General features: G+C 60.8%; 12 protein-coding genes. 6 read left to right on the top strand and 6 right to left on the bottom strand.

What is annotated here, in order from left to right:
• The first annotated feature begins 40 nt into the window (after nt 1–40).
• Entirely contained in the window at nt 41–520 is a 480-nt protein-coding gene (locus GTP45_RS12150; protein ID WP_161014105.1) for a hypothetical protein, read from the top strand.
• On the opposite strand, the gene GTP45_RS12145 is transcribed toward GTP45_RS12150, so the two are convergent.
• Complete coding sequence (locus GTP45_RS12145) at nt 521–1,447, bottom strand: lipase secretion chaperone (RefSeq protein ID WP_161014104.1); 927 nt, start codon at nt 1,445–1,447, stop codon at nt 521–523.
• Nucleotides 1,447–2,361: a lipase family alpha/beta hydrolase gene (locus tag GTP45_RS12140; protein ID WP_161014103.1), complete on the bottom strand. Its 915-nt coding sequence runs from the start codon at nt 2,359–2,361 to the stop codon at nt 1,447–1,449. The genes GTP45_RS12145 and GTP45_RS12140 overlap by 1 nt, the downstream gene beginning before the upstream one ends.
• A 156-nt stretch (nt 2,362–2,517) precedes the next feature.
• Here GTP45_RS12140 and GTP45_RS12135 point away from each other — a divergent pair, with 156 nt between their 5' ends.
• A complete protein-coding gene (locus GTP45_RS12135; RefSeq protein ID WP_166454592.1) occupies nt 2,518–3,198 on the top strand; it encodes a TetR/AcrR family transcriptional regulator in 681 nt (226 codons plus the stop codon).
• A 7-nt stretch (nt 3,199–3,205) separates the two neighbouring features.
• On the opposite strand, the gene GTP45_RS12130 is transcribed toward GTP45_RS12135, so the two are convergent.
• A complete protein-coding gene (locus tag GTP45_RS12130) occupies nt 3,206–5,602 on the bottom strand; it encodes a penicillin-binding protein 1A (RefSeq protein ID WP_161014102.1) in 2,397 nt (798 codons plus the stop codon).
• Nucleotides 5,603–5,707: 105 nt separating this feature from the next.
• Here GTP45_RS12130 and glpD point away from each other — a divergent pair, with 105 nt between their 5' ends.
• The gene (glpD, locus tag GTP45_RS12125) at nt 5,708–7,240 is read left to right on the top strand and encodes a glycerol-3-phosphate dehydrogenase (protein WP_161014101.1); all 1,533 of its coding nucleotides are present in this window, start codon (nt 5,708–5,710) and stop codon (nt 7,238–7,240) included.
• A gap of 1,095 nt (nt 7,241–8,335) precedes the next feature.
• Here the strand turns inward: glpD and GTP45_RS12120 are convergent.
• On the bottom strand, nt 8,336–9,841 hold the full coding sequence (locus tag GTP45_RS12120) for a peptide MFS transporter (RefSeq protein WP_161014100.1): 1,506 nt from the start codon (nt 9,839–9,841) through the stop codon (nt 8,336–8,338).
• Between the two features lie 226 nt (nt 9,842–10,067).
• Between GTP45_RS12120 and ppnN the strand changes: the two genes are divergently transcribed.
• The 3 genes from ppnN to GTP45_RS12105 all read left to right on the top strand — a co-directional run bounded on the left by ppnN (nt 10,068) and on the right by GTP45_RS12105 (nt 15,360).
• Nucleotides 10,068–11,438, top strand: a complete 1,371-nt coding sequence (gene ppnN / locus GTP45_RS12115; RefSeq protein ID WP_161014099.1) for a nucleotide 5'-monophosphate nucleosidase PpnN — start codon at nt 10,068–10,070, stop codon at nt 11,436–11,438.
• A 139-nt stretch (nt 11,439–11,577) separates the two neighbouring features.
• Nucleotides 11,578–14,178, top strand: a complete 2,601-nt coding sequence (locus GTP45_RS12110) for a winged helix-turn-helix domain-containing protein (protein ID WP_161014098.1) — start codon at nt 11,578–11,580, stop codon at nt 14,176–14,178.
• A gap of 114 nt (nt 14,179–14,292) precedes the next feature.
• Nucleotides 14,293–15,360 (top strand): GGDEF domain-containing protein, encoded by a 1,068-nt coding sequence (locus GTP45_RS12105; RefSeq protein ID WP_161014097.1) that lies wholly within the window; start codon nt 14,293–14,295, stop codon nt 15,358–15,360.
• A gap of 3 nt (nt 15,361–15,363) precedes the next feature.
• Here the strand turns inward: GTP45_RS12105 and lysS are convergent, their stop codons facing one another.
• Together lysS and GTP45_RS12095 are read right to left on the bottom strand one after the other, a co-directional pair.
• On the bottom strand, nt 15,364–16,893 hold the full coding sequence (lysS, locus tag GTP45_RS12100; protein WP_161014096.1) for a lysine--tRNA ligase: 1,530 nt from the start codon (nt 16,891–16,893) through the stop codon (nt 15,364–15,366).
• A 27-nt stretch (nt 16,894–16,920) separates the two neighbouring features.
• A complete protein-coding gene (locus tag GTP45_RS12095; RefSeq protein WP_161014095.1) occupies nt 16,921–17,592 on the bottom strand; it encodes an HAD family hydrolase in 672 nt (223 codons plus the stop codon).

Here is a 17,592-nt window from a genome sequence, read left to right as displayed (position 1 = left end):
GTTTGGTGACTCATCGATAGCGCTTTCAAGGAGAGCGATCATGCCCGACACCAATGGAAACGAAGGAGTTGAAAACGCCGGGCGACCTGCCTATGATGTACGTTTCGCCGCCATCGAAACACGCTTGGCGGCACAGGAGGTTGACGTGGCCGTGATACGCGCGAATTGTGCAACCAAGGAGGATATTCAACTGCTGCGTACAGAAATGCACGCTGGCCACGAGCGCATCTTAACCTTGCTGTACGAGCACAAGCTGCAGATGCAAAGTGCAATGGCGCAGCAGCGGGAGGATTTTCTAACAGCCCTGGCAAAACAGCGCGAAGATTTTCATACAGCGCTGGCAAAGCAGCGCGAAGATCTTCATGCTGCACTGGCAAAGCAGCGGGAAGACTTTAATGCTGCCTTGGCCAAGACGCAGGTCGACTTGCACAAGGCGATACTTTCCCATACGTTGAAGTTGTACGGCTTTGCTTCGCTGGTTATTGGCGGCGTGTATTTCATTGCGCGCTACGTGCATTGATTATTCGTAGGCGGGGAGGCGTTTTTGTTCTTCGGGGGAGAAGCCGGCGTCGCGTAGTTGTTGCAGGGCGGTTTCGTTGGCGGCGGCTTGCTGGAGTTGGCGGCGCTGGGACTGGTAGGCGCTGATGCGGCGTTGCCAGTCGGCTTCTTCGCGGTCGAGGTCGGCGAAGCGGGCGGCGGCGGACGGGGAGATGGCGGCCGACCGGAGGCGGTAGATTTCGTTGTCGTCGGCGCCGCGTGCGCGGGCGCTGGCGACGGTTTCTTCCAGGCGCAGCACGCGCGTTGGCGCGTCTTTTTCGGCGCGGGCGGCCGGCGACAGGCGAGCGTCGAGGGCGGCTAGATTTTGCTTGCGCTCGGCGTCGGTCAAGCTGGTGTCGCTGCTGATTTCCAGGCGGGCGATGGCGTCCAGATCGTAGATATCACTGGCGCTGAACAGGCCGGTGATTTCTGCTGGACTGAAGTAGGCGCTGCGCAGTTGCTGCATTGCCGCTAATCGCTGGCGCGCGCGTGAGGCAGGATCGGCTTGCTGCGGCAGAGCGCGCTCCACGTCTACCAGGGCGCGCTTGTAGGCGAGGTAGGCGTCAAGCAAGCGCTGGGCTTCGACTGAGGCGGCGGCGGGCAGGCGGCGTTGCAGCGCGCGGATGATTTCGCTGCGGATGTCGTCCAGCGGCCGCTCGCCCAAGCCGGCAAGGTAGTAATCGAACAGGTAAGCCAATTCGGCGTTGACTTCCAGCTTGCCGGCGGCGTCGGCGCGCGCGGCGCCGTCCGGCTGCGTGCCTGCCATCGAGCGCACGAATGGGAAGTAGTCGGGTGAGGCGCGCTGCGCGGGCGCGGCTTGGGCGGCCGGCGCGTCCTGCTGCATCAACAGCAGGTAGGCGCCGCCGCCAGCCAGGGCCGCCAGCATGGCGACACGCAGCGCGGCCCGCATCAGAGCCCCAGTCCTTGCAGGCGGTTGGCCTGTTGCCGGTAGATGGTTACCGGATTGGTCTCAAACAGATTGGTGATGCCGATCAGCTGGTTCACCTCGTCCAGGTGATTGAGCGCGTAATCGTCGCGGATGACTTTGCCCAAGTGGCTGGAGCAGCTGCTCACCAAGCCGTCGTTCTTGGCGCCGTTGAAGGCCAGCGCTGTCAGCGCCAGCACCGGATCGCTGGCGTCCAGCACATTGGTGTAAGGCTGTGCGCCGCTCCAAGAAAAGTAGTAGACGCCGCGTACTTGGTAGTCGCCTTCGCCGCAAGCGGAGGCCGGCACGCCTTGCGGATGACGGCTGTTGAAGGCGGCGGTGCCTGCCGTGCTCAGCGAGGTGGCCGCTGCGCGCGCGTTCTGCGGCAAAGTAGGGCTGCCGGACAAGAAACTGATCAAGCCCGACACTGCATTGGCCACGCTGTAGGTCACGTCGGGCACCGCGCCGATCAGCACGTCGGCCACGCGCGAGCCCTTGTTGACGCCGCCCACGCTAGTCACCGACGCCACCAGATCCGGCCGCACCGAAGCGACGTAGCGCGAGGTTGGGCCGCCGTGGCTATGGCCGACCAGATTGACTTTGCTCGCGCCGGTAGCGGCAAGGATCTGCTTCACCTGCAACAGCAACTGTTCGCCGCGCACTTCGGTGCTATTGGCGGCCGAGACCGAGGTCACGTAGACATCGGCGCCGCCGCTGCGCAAGGCCGAGGCGATGCCGTAGAAGTAATCGACCGGCCCCACGCTGTCAAAGCCGAACAGGCCGTGCACCAGCACGATGGGATACTTGGTTTGCGTGTAGCCGGCGGCCCACGACGGCGCGGGCAGGGCGATGAGCAGGGCAAGGCAGCACGTCAGGGTGTTCCAGAAGCGGTGTCGCATGGTGGTCTCCGGTTATGATGTTGTGCTTAAAATGTAGCACCGCCGGTCAGGCCTTGCAGACCGCACGCACGGCCCCAGGAGCCAATCTGTGGACGTGGTGAGCGCGCGCAGGCACCTGCGCTATAATCGTCGCAAAAAACCACTACAGGGACCACCTTGCCGGCGCAATTCGACTTCCAACAGTTTCAAGCGGTGACGCCGCTCGATGGCGTCAATATCTGGGCCTATCTGCTCGACCGCTATGCCGACCGAATTACGGTCAAGCGCCGCAAGCCGGCGCTGGAAAATCTCGAGAAAATTTTCAATGCCACGTTCAAGCTGGCCAATGAGGTCGGCTTCCGCACGATGAATTTGCGCGACCTGTGCCGCGAGACCGGGCTGTCGATGGGCGGGCTGTATGGCTACATCAGCAGCAAGGATCAGCTGGCGGAGATGATCGAGGACGTGGTGCGGCATGTGACGCACGAGCTGCCCAAGCGCTACATGGATCTCGGCGATCCGCTCGACCGCGCCGAAGCGCTGATCCGCGCCTCGATTTACGTGTCCGAGATTTTGCAGCCGTGGTTTTATTTCGTGTTCATGGATTCGCGCGTGCTGCAGGCGGAGCAGCGCAGCACGGCCAAGGAATCGGAGCTGCATGTGCAGGCGCTGTTTGCCGATGTGATTGCGCAGATCCCCGGACGGCCGCACGCCAGCCCGGACTTGATCGCGGCGCATATTCTCGCCATGTTCCAGGACTGGTACGTCAAGCGCTGGAAGTACCGCGCCGCCGACATCGATCCCGACCGCTTTGCCGACAGCGCCGTGCGCATGATGCGCGGCTATCTGTCGGCGTAAAGACGGCTTAGCGCCCCGGGCCGGTTGGCACCGGCTTGATGTTTTCAGCGTTCGGCGCGGCCGGGGCCGCAGGGGCTGGCGCCGCAGGCGTAGCCGCTGTGCCCGGCTCCACGTTCTCGGCGCCCGACGGTTCCTCATCCATATCCAGCGAGTGGCGCGCGGCGTCGCCGGTGAACTCGTCGTACAGCCACTCGCCGTTTACCTGCGTCAGGCCGGTCGGCGTTGGACGTTCTTGCGGCGGACGGCTTTGCATTGCCACGCGCATGTAATCGATCCAGATCGGCAGCGCCACAGTGGCGCCGAACTCCTTGCCGCCCAGCGATTTGGAGTCGTCATAACCCATCCACGATACCGCCACAATGCCGCCGCCGTAACCGGCGAACCAGCCGTCGACTGCATCGCTGGAGGTGCCGGTTTTGCCGGCGAGGTCAGGGCGGCCAAGGCGGGCTGCTGCACCGGCGGTGCCGCTGCGCGTGACTTCGCGCATCATGGTGTCCATCACGAAGACGTTGCGCGGATCGAGCACGCGCGCTTCGTCCGGCAAGGTGGTGCGCGGCTTGGCTTCCTGGATCACTTTGCCTTCGCCATCGACGATTTTGGCGATCAGGTAAGGCTCGACCGAGTAGCCGCCGTTGGCGAATACCGAGTAAGCGCCGGCCAGCTGCGCCGGCGTCACCGAGCCCGTGCCCAGCGCCAGTGTCAGGTTTTTCGGATGCTTGGCCAGATCGAAGCCGAACTTGCCGAGGTAGCCGTGCGCATACGGCACGGTAATCGCGCGCAGAATCCGCACCGACACCACGTTCTTCGATTCCGACAGCGCGGTGCGCATCGAGATCGGGCCGTCATACTTGCCGTCGTCATTACGCGGCGACCATGCTTCGTTGCCGGTTTCGGCGCCGGTCAGGTTGAGCGGCACGTCGTTGATGATGGTGGCCGGCGAGAAGCCGCGCTCCAGCGCCGCCGAGTACACGAACGGCTTGATCGAGGAGCCGGGCTGGCGCCATGCCTGCGTCACGTGGTTGAACTTTTGCAGGTTGTAGTCGAAGCCGCCGACCATGGCGTGGTAGCCGCCGGTGACGGCGTCCAGCGACACAAACGCGGCCGACACTTGCGGCACCTGGGTGATGAGCCAGCCGCCTTTATCGTTCTGCATGATGCGGATCACCGCGCCGGGGCGCAGGCGCACGCTGTCCTTGGCTTTGTCGCTGAGGGCGTTGGCGACCAGTTTCAAACCGTCGCCGCTGATGGTGATTTCTTCGCCGGCCGGATTTTGCACTTTGACCGCTTTCGGGCCGGCTTCCAGCACCACGGCCGGAATCAGGCCGTCGCTGCTTGGGCGTTTTTGCAGCGCGTCTTCGATGGCGTCGTCGCGCTCTTCTTCGCCGGACGGCAGCGTGATGACGGCTTCCGGGCCGCGGTAGCCGTGGCGCTGGTCGTAGTTCAGCACATTGCGGCGCATCGATTCATAGGCGGCTTTCTGGTCGGCCTTCAGAATGGTGGTGTAGACGCTGATGCCCTTGGTGTACGAGTCTTCCTTGAACTGCGCATACACCACCTGGCGCGCCAGCTCGGCCACGTACTCGGCGTGGACGTCGAAGTCCTGGCCCTTGCGGCTGATGTGCAGGGTTTCCTTGGCCGCCTTTATGTACTGATCCTCGGTGATGAAGTCGGCGTCGCGCATGGCGCGCAGCACCAGTTGCTGGCGTTGCTTGGCGCGCTTGGGATTGACGGCCGGGTTGTGGCGCGCCGGGTTCTGCGGCAGGCCGGCCAGCATTGCCATCTCGGCAATCGACAGATCCTTCAGCGATTTGCCGAAGTAAGTCTGGGCCGCTGCGCCGAAACCGAACGAGCGCTGGCCGAGGTAGATCTGGTTCATGTACAGCTCAAGGATTTGATCCTTGCTCAGCGCCGCTTCAATTTTAAAGGCCAGCATCACTTCATTGAGTTTGCGGCCGTAGAATTTCTCGCGGGTGAGGAAGAAGTTGCGCGCCACCTGCATGGTGATGGTCGAGCCGCCCTGGCGCATGGCGCCGCCGAGGTTGGCCTTGGCCGCGCCCAGCGCGCGCACCCAGTCGATGCCGCCGTGCTCGTAGAAGCGCTTGTCCTCGATGGCCAGCACGGATTTCTTCATCAGGTCGGGGATGTCCTTGACCGGCACGAAGTCGCGGTGCTCTTCGCCGAACTCGCCGATCAGGGCGTTGTCGGCGGTGTAGATGCGCAACGGGATTTTCGGACGGTAGTCGGTCACCGCTTCCAGCGACGGCAGGTTGGGCGCCACGTACAGCAGCAGGTAGGCCAGCAGCAGACCGCCGGCGATCAGGCCGGCCAGGCCGGCAGCGATGGCGCCACGGATCACGTTGCGGCGGTTCAGCCAGGCGGGCAGGGAGGAACTGGTGGTTGTCAAAACGTCATCTCACAGTTGCAGAAGTATCCGCGATTATAGATCAAGGCTATTGTTACTTGGCGTCACTTGTCGTAACGTACAGGTATACAGCTCCAGAGGGATCATATGGCGGAACCGCAGCACATACTCGATTGCGATGTCCTGATCATCGGCGGCGGCATCAACGGCGCCGGGATAGCCCGTGATGCGGCGGGACGCGGGCTGTCGGTGGTGCTGTGCGAGAAGGATGACCTGGCCGCGCATACCTCGTCGGCCTCGACCAAGCTGATCCACGGCGGGCTGCGCTATCTCGAATATTACGAGTTTAACCTGGTGCGCAAGGCGCTGATCGAACGCGAAGTGCTGTTGCGCGCGGCGCCGCACATTATGTGGCCATTGCGCTTTGTGATGCCGCATGCGCAGGGGCAGCGGCCGGCGCTGATGATCCGCGCCGGGCTGTTTTTATATGACATGCTGGCGCGGCGCGAGCTGCTGCCGGCGTCGTCGGGCATCAATCTGCGCTCGCACGTGGCAGGCAAACCTTTGAAGCCGGAGTTTGAGCGCGGCTTTATTTATTCCGATGGCTGGGTCGACGATGCGCGGCTGGTGGTGCTGAACGCCATCGACGCTTGCGAGAAGGGCGCGACCATCCTGACGCAGGCCGTGTGCACCAAGCTGGAACGCAAGACGGCCGATTGGGAGGCCACGCTGTTTAAGCCGAGTTGCGGCCAGATTCGCGTCAACGCGCGCTACGTGGTGAATGCAGCGGGGCCGTGGACGGCCGATTTGCTGCATGCGGCGCTGCCGAAGGAGGGCGGCGGGCATCTGCGGCTCATTAAGGGCAGCCATATCGTGGTCAAGCGCATTTTCGAGCATGACAACGCTTACATCTTCCAGCACCGGGATGGGCGCATTGTGTTTGCCATTCCGTATGAGCGCGACTTTACGCTGATCGGCACCACCGACCTCGATTATCAGGGCGATGCCAATCAAGTTGCCATCAGCGAGGATGAGATTAGCTACCTGTGCGGGCTGGCCAGCCAGTATTTTGCCCAGCCGATAGCGCCGGCGGACGTGGTGTGGACGTATTCCGGCGTGCGGCCACTGGTGGAGGACGGCGCGGACGCCAAGGCGGTCACCCGCGATTACCGGCTGGAGGTGGATGACGACGGCCCGCCGATTCTGAGCGTATTCGGCGGCAAAATCACCACGTTCCGCAAGCTGGCGGAGGAGGCGGTCGACCAGATCGCCAAGGCGCTGGACAACCGGCACGGCGGCTGGACGCACAACGCCTGCCTGCCGGGCGGCGACCTGTACGGCGCCGAGCCGCAGAATCGCTCGGTATTGGAGTTTGACGGCTGGATGCGGGCCCAGATCGCCCGCTACAGCGGTTTGCCATCGGCGCTGGTGTCGCGCTACTGCCGCACCTACGGCACCCGCATCCACACCTTGCTGGCCGACCGTACCGACGTAGCGTCAATGGGTGAAGAAATCGCCGCCGGCCTGTACGCCACCGAAGTCGAATACCTGCGCCGCTACGAATGGGCGCGCACCGCCCAAGACATCCTCTGGCGCCGCACCAAGCTAGGCCTGCACCTCCCCGCCAGCACCGCCGACCACCTCCAAACCTGGCTCAATGCCCACCCGCTAGCCCGATAAAAGGTGGTCGCAAATTGCGACCACCTCGCGAAGCTGAAATATACCAAGGCGCTCCCATTTGCTTTCACTGAGCATAGCGCCATTCAAGCGGCCAACGTCTTGGGGCTTCAGAAGCAATCCAAATGGGTAGCCTTTAAATCAGGATGATTTTGAGGGTAAATCCGTATAGCAATGCGGATTCAACCGATCGCCGCAACGCCCTAAACGAGCCATAGCGTCTATTCCATAGATCAAATAAATCTTCTAAAGTCGATTTTGCTAGCTTATTAAATTTTATTTCCATAGTGCGAATCAGTAATTTTCCTTGTTCGCCGTCTTGAATTTTTCTGTTCGTATATTTAACTCAATTTATTTTTTTGTAAAATATAATGAATTTGCACATGTTAATTTTAATTATAAGACGTAATTTTTTTTAATTGCATACGGATGAAGCTCGTTTCCTGAATTCCTGTTCGCCGGCTGGAACTATTGGTTTAGATATTGAGGATATCTTCGCCGACAGCAGTATAGTAATAAGATAGGTTTATATGCCGTGAATGATTTGACGACGATGGCTTTATCGTACTTTGCGCCGCAACGGAGCAGTCCATGCTAAAAATTAGCATGCTGGAGCTGACTTTTGGCATGGTTAGCAACTCACCCAAGAGGTAAGATTGCCCAAGAGATGAATCCAAAAGCTATAGAGCAGAATGGTGGTATTGATTCGAAGGCGCGACAGCTCGCTGAAATTTAAAAATCCAACATAAATATGTTGATCCCAATTTACAGCAGCGAGCAGACCTTGGTATTGAGGGTGAAGCAGATATTCGACTGCGATATTGGAGAAATGAGCAAGAACCTAATGAAGAAGAAATTCATACTCTGGTGCAAAGCGCTCACAGAATGCGCGAAATGTACTGGATAGAACGCATTGTTGAAATGGATTGCTGGCCTATCATGTTCATATGCGGTGCACATCATGTGCAACCACTTCGTCAGCAGCTCGAAAAACTCGGGTTCGACGTACGGATTTATGCTGAGGATTGGAGCGACGATTGCTAGGCTAGATGATCAGAGCATCAAAATAAAAACGGCGCCCTTAGGCGCCGTTTTGGTTTATTTCACACCGTGCATTAACTTTTGAATGAATGGTGCGATCAGGAACAGAATCACGCCGCCAATCGTCAGAATCCAGAAGCCCTGGGTGTAGGCCGACAATGCAGTTACTACCGACATGCCGCTTTCACCACTCGCGTGCGAAGCGAAGATGCCCGACAGGTTATTACCGATGCCGGTCGACAGGAACCAGCCGCCCATGCCCAGGCCCACCAGACGGGTCGGCGCTAGCTTGGTCACCATCGACAAGCCGATCGGCGACAAGCACAGCTCGCCCACCGACTGGATCACGTAGACCATGAACAAAGTCCAGAACGGAATCTTGCTATCAGCGCCAACCAGCGACGACAGCGAGAACCACAGCAGGCCGAACGCCGCCGCGTTGAACAGGATGCCCAGGCCGAACTTGCGCGGGATCGACGGGTTGGCGTTGCGTTTAGCCAGGAATACCCATGCCGCCGCCACGATAGGCGCGCAGCCGATGATGGCCAGCGAGTTCACGGTCTGGAACCACGCGGTCGGGAAAGTCCAGCCGCCGAAGTCGCGGCGTACAATGTTGTCAGCCAAGAAAGTGAACGAGCTACCGGCTTGTTCAAAGAACATCCAGAACACGATGTTGAAGGCAAAGATCACCATCATGGCGATGACTTTGTCGCGCGCCACGGCGCCGTTGCGGAAGCCCTCTACCAGCAGCATGGCGGCCAGCACCAGGAACAGCGCGGTCAGCACCAGTTGCAGGGTGTTGGCGCCGACCGCCAGCAGCGCGTACGCTACCGGGATCACGGCCAGGCAGCCGACCACCACGTAGGCTACGCGTGCCATGCTGGTCGCCTCGGCAGCCGGTGCGCCGATGCCCTTGAGCTGGGCGCGGCCGATGTAGAACCATACCAGGCTGATCAGCATGCCGACGCCGGCCGCCATGAACACCACTTTGTACGAAGGCATGCCGCCAACGCCAAACACTTGCTCGGCCAGGATCTGGGTCAGGACCGGGGCGATCAGCGCGCCGGTGTTAATGCCCATGTAGAAGATGGTGAAGCCGGAATCGCGGCGCGGGTCGGCCACCGAGTACAGCTTGCCGACCATGGTCGAGATATTCGGTTTGAACAGGCCGTTACCGACAATGATGGTGGCCAGGCCAAGCTTGAAGATGGTGTCGTCCGGGATGGCAATCGCAAACAGGCCGATGGCCATGAACACGGCGCCGACCAGGATCGAGCGCTGGTAGCCAAGCACGCGGTCAGCCACGTAGCCGCCGAACAGGGCCGCCGCGTACACCAGCGCCAGGTAGGAGCCGTAGAGGGCGCTGGCGGTCTGCTGGCCGGAGGCGTCGCCGCCGAAGAACTGGGCTACGATGTAGAGCACCAGCGCCCAGCGAATGCCGTAGAACGCGAAGCGCTCCCAGAATTCGGTCATGAACAACATCCACAGCGGGGCCGGGTGGCCCATGATCTGCTTGAACTCGGGAATCGCGGATTCCGTAGGTTGGGTAGTCGCACCGCTCATGCGGCTTCTCCTGTAATTATGGTCAATCGGCACTGGCTTCCCTTGTGGGGCAGCCAAATTGGGCGCCATTTTAATCTACAAATCGCTTCCGACGCACTTTTTGATAGTCTCCCTGCAAAGTTGTGTCATTTGTGTTAATAATTCCAGCGCACAAATCTTCCACTTGACGTATATTGGTGGCGCAGGACCAATGGAAACTGACGTAACTGAATAGGACTTAAGCATCATGGAACATGACGTTGTCGATACCCTGATTTCGCCCGAAGGCCAGTTGGAAATCCTTTCGAAGGCGGAAGTGAACAAGCTGCTCGATACTAGCCAGGGCGGCCTTTATAACGTCTTCCGCAAATGTGCACTGGCGGTGCTCAATTGCGGCAGCACTATCGACGATGGAAAGGAGTTGCTGGAAAGGTATCAATCGTTTGACATCAGCATCGTGCAGCGCGAGCGCGGCATCAAGCTTGATATCAAGGGCGCGCCGGCCATCGCTTTCGTGGACGGCAAGATGATCAAGGGCATCCACGAGCACCTGTTTGCGGTGCTGCGCGATATCGTTTTCGTCAGCAACGAGGTGACCGACAATCCGAAGTTCGACCTCGGCAAGACCGAAGGCATTACCGACGCCGTGTTCCACATTCTGCGCAACGCCGGCGTGCTGAAACCGATGCTCAATCCGAACCTGGTGGTGTGCTGGGGCGGCCACTCGATCAACCGCGAGGAGTACAACTACTCGAAGAAGGTGGGCTACGAAATGGGCCTGCGCGACCTCGATATCTGCACCGGCTGCGGCCCCGGCGCGATGAAAGGCCCAATGAAAGGCGCCACCATCGGCCACGCCAAGCAGCGTTTGCACCGCGGCCGTTACCTCGGCATCACTGAGCCGGGCATCATCGCGGCCGAGTCGCCGAATCCGATCGTCAATGAGCTGGTGATCATGCCGGACATTGAAAAGCGCCTGGAAGCGTTTGTGCGCACCGGCCACGGCATCGTGGTGTTCCCGGGCGGCGCCGGCACGGCCGAGGAAATCCTGTACATCCTCGGCATCCTGCTGCACCCGGATAACGCCGACATCCCGTTCCCGCTGGTGTTCACCGGCCCTGAAACGGCGCGCGAATACTTCGTGCAGATCAACCAGTTCATCCACGACACGCTGGGCCCGGAAGCGCAAAGCCGCTACAAGATCATCATCGACGACCCGGAACTGGTGGCGCGCGAGATGCAGGCCGGGATCAAGGCGGTGCGCGAATTCCGCAAGTCGCGCAGCGATGCCTATTACTACAACTGGGGTCTGAAGATCGACACCGAGTTCCAGCGCCCGTTCCCGCCAACGCACGAGAACATGCGCAACCTCAGCCTGCACAAGAACCAGCCGGTGCACCTGCTGGCCGCGCACCTGCGCCGCGCCTTCTCGGGCGTGGTGGCGGGCAACGTCAAGGAAGAGGGCATCCGCGCCATCGAGAAGTACGGCCACTTTGAAATCCATGGCGACAAGGAGATCATGGGCCCGATGGATGCGCTGCTGGCCTCGTTCGTAGCGCAGCACCGCATGAAGCTGGCGGGCAAGCCGTACACGCCGTGCTATCGCGTAATCCAGTAAGAAAAGTAGTGGTGCAGTTTGCGCGCAGCCATTAGATAATATTTTAATTAACTATTAATTTATGAATTAAGATGGATTGTCGCGCTGACAACGCCAAAAAGGTAAGCTCTTCTGGTTTGAGGCTTTGAAGAGTTGCCCCATGGATTTTGTTGCGCAAAAACTGTTGCCGCCTTCGCCCGCCGGGACGCTGATGCCGCGACCAGACGTTCTGGCCCGGCTGACGAGGGCGGGCTCCCATCGCATGGTGCTGCTGTGCGCACCGGCCGGCTATGGCAAGACGTGCGTGCTGCAGCTGCTACATGCCGGCTTCGCGGCATCGCAAGTGCCGGTCGCCTGGCTAACCTTCGATGCTGCGGATCGTGATCCGGCCCGCTTGTTGCTTGCGCTGCGTGCAGCATTGCTGGGTGGCGGTGCTGAGGCCGATGCGCCGCTTCGCACGCTTGGTAGTACGCCCGTGCGTCACCTCTTCCTCGATGACGTGGAACATTTGGATGGCGATGCTATCCGCCTGCTGCTGTCGGTGATCGAAGAAGTGCTGCCGCCTGGTGTATGCGTGTACCTCGGCAGCCGCAGCCTGCACCAGGTTGGCGTTGCGCGGCTAAAGGCTCGGCGCATATTGCTGGAATTGAATCTGGAAAGCCTGCGTTTCGAACTTGGCGAAACGGAAAACTATCTGCGCCAGGCTAATCTGTACTTGGCCGACGAGCAAATGCGCTGGCTGCATGAATCCACCGAGGGCTGGCCAGCGGCGATCGAGCTACTGGCGCTGGCGTGGAAACGCATACAGGGTAGCGCCGATCAGCACCTGCGCGATCTGCACGGCGTGAGCGATTTGAACCATTATCTGGCGGAGGAGGTGCTGCGTTCGCAGCCTGAGGGCGTGCAAGCTTTTCTGCTTGCCACCGCGCCGCTGTCGTCGTTCTGCGTGGCACTGGCCGATGCCGTGCGCGATAGCACGGACAGTGGCGAACTGATTACGAGTATCCGCTTGTCTGGGCTGCCGATTCAACCGATCGGCGAGCACTGGTATCGATATCATCCACTGTTTGCCGGCCATATCATGCGGTGCGGCGCGCCGGGTGGCAACGCGCAGGCCTTGGTTCATGCGCGCGCTGCTGTCTGGCTCAAGGCCCACGGGCGTAGCTTGGAAGCCTTTGACTGCCACATTAAGGCGGCCGAATTTGAAGCTGCGGCGGCCCTGCTGGAGGAGCTAGCCGAAACGTTGCGGCAGAGGGCGCAATATCCCAGTCTGATCCGCTGCTGTGAGCGGTTGCCAGAAGTGCTGCTGCACCGCCATCCACGCATTTGCCGCAGCTTGCTGGTTTCGCTGTTGTACCTGCAGCGCCGCGACGAGGCACGCCGCTGGATTGCCTACTTCCGCGAGCACGCCACGCCCAGCGGTGCCGACGCATTCTATGGCGAGAGCTTGCGCGCCTTCGAGCCGGTGCTGGCTTTCCTGGATGCCGATATCGATTACTGCATCACGCTGGTGGAACGGAACTGGCCGCTCCAGCAGCAGGCCGATGCCTACGAACGCGGCGCACTGGCCACCGTAGCCGCGTATTCCTATCTGGTGCGCGGCCGGCTGGCGGAAACGGTGCAGATGCTGATCCAGGCGCGCCGCATGTGCGCCGAAAACAATAGCGCCACCATGATGTCGGTGGTGATTTTCCTGCAGGCGTATCTAGATGCGATGCAGGGACGCCACGATGCTGCGCTGGAGCAGATGATGGGAGTAGATCTGCTGCTGCAGCGGCACAGCGCTGACATTCCGCCCGTCTTTCTGCACAGTTACAGCGGTGGCTTGCTGTTAATGCTGCTGTACGAGCGCAATAGTATCGGCGAGTTGGAGGAGCGGATAAAGATAGCGCGCGAGATGGAGGGTATTCCGATGCCGTGGGATATGGTCAGCGGCATACTGGTCACGCAGGCTAAGTTGATGGCTTTGCAATCCGGTGCGATGGCGGCCAAACGCTGGCTGGAGGGCGAAATTATGAAGGCCCGCAAGCATGCGCCGCAGTTGCGCTTAGCCCTTGAGAGCGAACTGTCGCGGTTGATGGTTGTCAGTGGTGACCGTGACGGTATCGCAGGTTATGCGGCCTCGCTCGGGGACGCCAATCACGGGTTGGCGTCATGGATCGGTTCCAGTCAGGAGATCGACGGCGGCGGCATCGCCCAAGCGCGTCTGGCGTTGGCCGCCGGCCAGCTGCAAACGGCAAAAAGCCAGCTGCGCCGCTTGCTGGAGCAGTCGGTTCAAGGTGGTCGCCACTGGCGCGCCGCCAAGCTTCGGGTGCTGCTGGCGCTAGCGGAGGAGCGCGGCGGCGACCGTCGGGCAGCGCAGCTGCTGATGGCTCTGGCGCTGGAGCAGGGCGCGCAATCGGGCCTGGTGCGCACTTTCCTGGACGAGGGGGAGGACGTGTTGTGTTTGTTGGAGGCCTTGCAAGATGGGCCGCCCGGTACGCTTTCGCACGCTGCGGTAGCGCACCTGCGTACCTTGCTGGCGTGTGCGGATGCCGCGCGCGCCGCGGATCCGCCGCTGCTGGCTGAGCTAACAGTGGCCGAGCGCAATCTGCTGGAATTGGTGGCGCAGGGCGCGACCAACCGCGCAGCGGCGCTCACCCTTGGGGTGTCGGTGAATACAGTGAAGTGGCATATGGCGCAAATCTTTGGCAAGCTGGGCGCGGCCAACCGCGTGCAAGCGGTAAATCTGGCCCGCCAGGCCGGCATGCTCGACAGTTGAGCGCGCACCGAAGCTGCGCCCCCCATTCTTTGGGGTGGTGACATCGTTGGTGGACGTGGGCAGAATCCTATGCCCGCCGGTTGACCGGCCCCGATTTTTGCTGGAGACGATGTAATGCCAAACACTGGACTGCCGCCTTTGCCCGGTACGCTGAAGAAGCTGGGTGTCATCACCGCGATCCGCGACACCCAGCTGGTTGAGCAAAGCCTGCTGCGCACGTTGGCGCCGATCCTGGGCGTGCTGGAAACCTCGCTGTACCGTATTAACGCGAAACACCAGATCACGCACGTGCTGCATCACTCACGTACGGGTACGCGTGACAGCGACGGTGCGGAGCGGATTTCCGAACGCATCGACGCGGTCCGCAACGAAACCTATATTCCCGAACACATCGGGCTGCTGGTGGACAACGTGCGCCTGCTTGGGTATCCGTGCAACCAGCCACACGAGGGCAACCAAGTGTTCTGCTATCCGCTGCGCAGCGGTGAGCTGCATAGCGGCTACCTGATCTTCGAGCGTAAATTCCTCCTGACGGCGATGGAAGACGCGGTAATTACCGGCGTGCTGCAGGTGTATTCCAACTATTACTCGCTACTGGACTCGAGCCAGCGCGACCGCCTGACCGGGCTGCATAATCGCTATGCGATGGAAGTCAGTTTGGACCGGCTTTGGGAGGAGTTGTCGATCCAGCCGCCGATGGACGCCCCCGGTGTGGCGCCGGTGCTGCCGGCGCGCGACTGCTATTGGTTGGGTGTACTGGACATCGACCACTTCAAGCGCATTAACGACCAGTTTGGCCACGTGATTGGCGATGAGATTCTGTTGCTGGTTTCACGGGTGTTGGGCAGGACACTGCGCCGCACGGATCTGCTGTTCCGCTATGGGGGGGAAGAGTTTATCGCGGTGGTGGAAGCGCGCGACCTCGAGGCGGCTGAGCAACTGTTCGAACGCTTGCGCAAGGCCGTCGAGAGTTACCGCTACCCGCAGGTAGGTAAGGTAACGTTGAGCGGGGGATTTTGCGCCGTATCGACCTTGGTGCTACCCAAGTCTGTGCTGGAGCGGGCTGACCGCGCGATGTATGAGGCCAAGAAGGAGGGCCGCAATCGCATGCGGCACTATCACACATTACTGGAACAGGGTGTGCTGCACGAACTGGAGTCCGGCAGCATCACACTATTCTGACGATCAGTCTTCGCGGCGCAGGTGCGGGAACAGCAGCACGTCGCGGATGTTCGGCGAGTCGGTCAGCAGCATCATCAGGCGGTCGATGCCGATGCCGCAGCCGCCGGCTGGCGGCATACCGTATTCCAGCGCGCGGATGTAGTCGGCGTCGTAGAACATTGCCTCTTCATCGCCTGCGTCCTTGGCCGCGACTTGCGACAGGAAGCGTGCCGACTGGTCTTCTGCATCGTTCAGCTCCGAGAAGCCGTTGGCGATTTCGCGGCCGACCATGAACAGTTCGAAGCGCTCGGTGATGCCTTCGCGGGTGTCCGAAGCACGGGCCAGCGGCGACACTTCGACCGGGTAGTCGATGATGAAGGTCGGTTCCCACAGCTGCGCTTCGGCGGTTTCTTCAAACAGCGCCAGTTGCAGCGCGCCCAGGCCGGCGGTGGCGAACGGCTTCACGCCGAACTTCAGCAGTTCTTTCTTGATGAATTCCGCATCGTTCAGTTGCGCGTCGGTGTAGTGCGGAGCGAACTTGTTGATGGCGCCGACGATGGTCAGGCGGTGGAATGGCTTGGACAGATCCAGCTCACGGCCGCCGTAGGTCAGCACTGCGGTGCCCTTGGCGTCAATCGCAGCCTGGCGGATCACCGACTCGGTGAAGTCCATCAGCCACTGGTAATCGGTGTAGGCCGCGTAGAATTCCATCATGGTGAATTCTGGATTGTGACGAACCGACACGCCTTCGTTACGGAAGTTGCGGTTGATTTCGAACACGCGGTCAAAGCCGCCCACCACCAGGCGCTTCAGGTACAGCTCAGGCGCGATACGCAGGTACATTTGCATGTCCAGCGCATTGTGGTGGGTGATGAAAGGCTTGGCCGCAGCGCCGCCCGGAATCGGGTGCAGCATCGGGGTTTCCACTTCCATGAAGTCGTTCTTTTCCATGAAGCGGCGGATCGACGACATCGCAGCGGTACGCGCTTTAAACGTGCGGCGCGTTTCTTCGTTCATGATCAGATCAACGTAACGCTGGCGGTACTTGGTCTCCTGGTCGGCCAGGCCGTGGAATTTATCCGGCAGCGGGCGCAGCGACTTGGTGATCAGACGCAGTTCGGTGACCTTGATGGTCAGTTCATCGGTCTTGGTCTTGAACAGCGTGCCAACCACGCCCAGGATGTCGCCCAGATCGTAGTGGTGCAGGGCGGCCATTGCCGCTTCGCCGGTCAGATCCAGCGTGGCGTAGATCTGGATGCGGCCATCGGCCTGCGCGCCCGACGAATCTTGCAGCGTGGCGAAAGCGGCCTTCTTGCCGGCTTCGCGCTTCAGCATCATGCGGCCTGCCAGCTTGACGGTGACCGGAGCAGCTTCCAGCTCTTCGCGCGACTTCTCGCCGTATTGCGCGTGCAGATCGGCAGCCTTGTGTTCCGGCTTGAAGTCGTTCGGGAAGGCGACGCCTTGTGCGCGGATAGCGGCCAGCTTGGCACGGCGCTCCGCAATGATTTTATTTTCGTCGGGAGCGGCTGCTTGGTCTTGAAGATCCGTAGTCATGGTCTTTACTTTTGTTGAGGTGATGATTTAATTGGTGGCAGATGCGGCGAACAACTCGTCCACATCCAGCTCGCTGAAGTCGCGCACGACGGCGATGACGTTGTCGAATTCCTTAAACGCTTCAGCCGGCAAAGTGGTTGTCAAGACCACGGCGCGCATGCCTGCGCGGCGCGCCGCTTCCACGCCCAGCGGCGCGTCTTCGAACACGATGCTGTGGGCAGGATGAGCGCCTGCGCGCTCGGCCGCCAGCAGGAATACGTCGGGATTCGGCTTGCCGCGCGCCACGTCGGCCGCGCCGGCGATGGCGTGGAATTCCTTGCGCAGATCGAGGCCGTCCAGCGTGAAGTCGATGTTCTCATTCGGCGCAGCGGTAGCCACGGCCAGCTTGATGCCGGCCGCCTTGGCACGCGTGATGAAATCAACGAAACCGGTGGTCGGCGCCAGGTGCGGCGCGTACATCTCGCGGTACAGGGCTTCCTTCTCGAAATCGAGCGCCGCGCTTTCTTCCTTGGTCAACTGCTTGCCAAAGTAGGTGCTCATGATTTCGTGGCCCTGGCGGCCGGCGGTGTTGCGGAAGAATTCATCCGCATCGACCACGTGGCCGCGGCGCTGGAAAAACTCCAGCCACGATTTCACGTGGAAGGACATATTGTCGACAATGGTGCCGTCCATGTCGAAGATAAATGCACGCTGGGTCAT

Origin of the sequence: Duganella rivi (assembly GCF_009857435.1) — a bacterium.
In the GTDB taxonomy this organism is placed as follows: Bacteria; Pseudomonadota; Gammaproteobacteria; order Burkholderiales; family Burkholderiaceae_D; genus Rugamonas; species Rugamonas rivi.
Note: the sequence above shows the minus strand (reverse complement) of the source record. Positions and strands in the feature narration are given on the sequence as shown.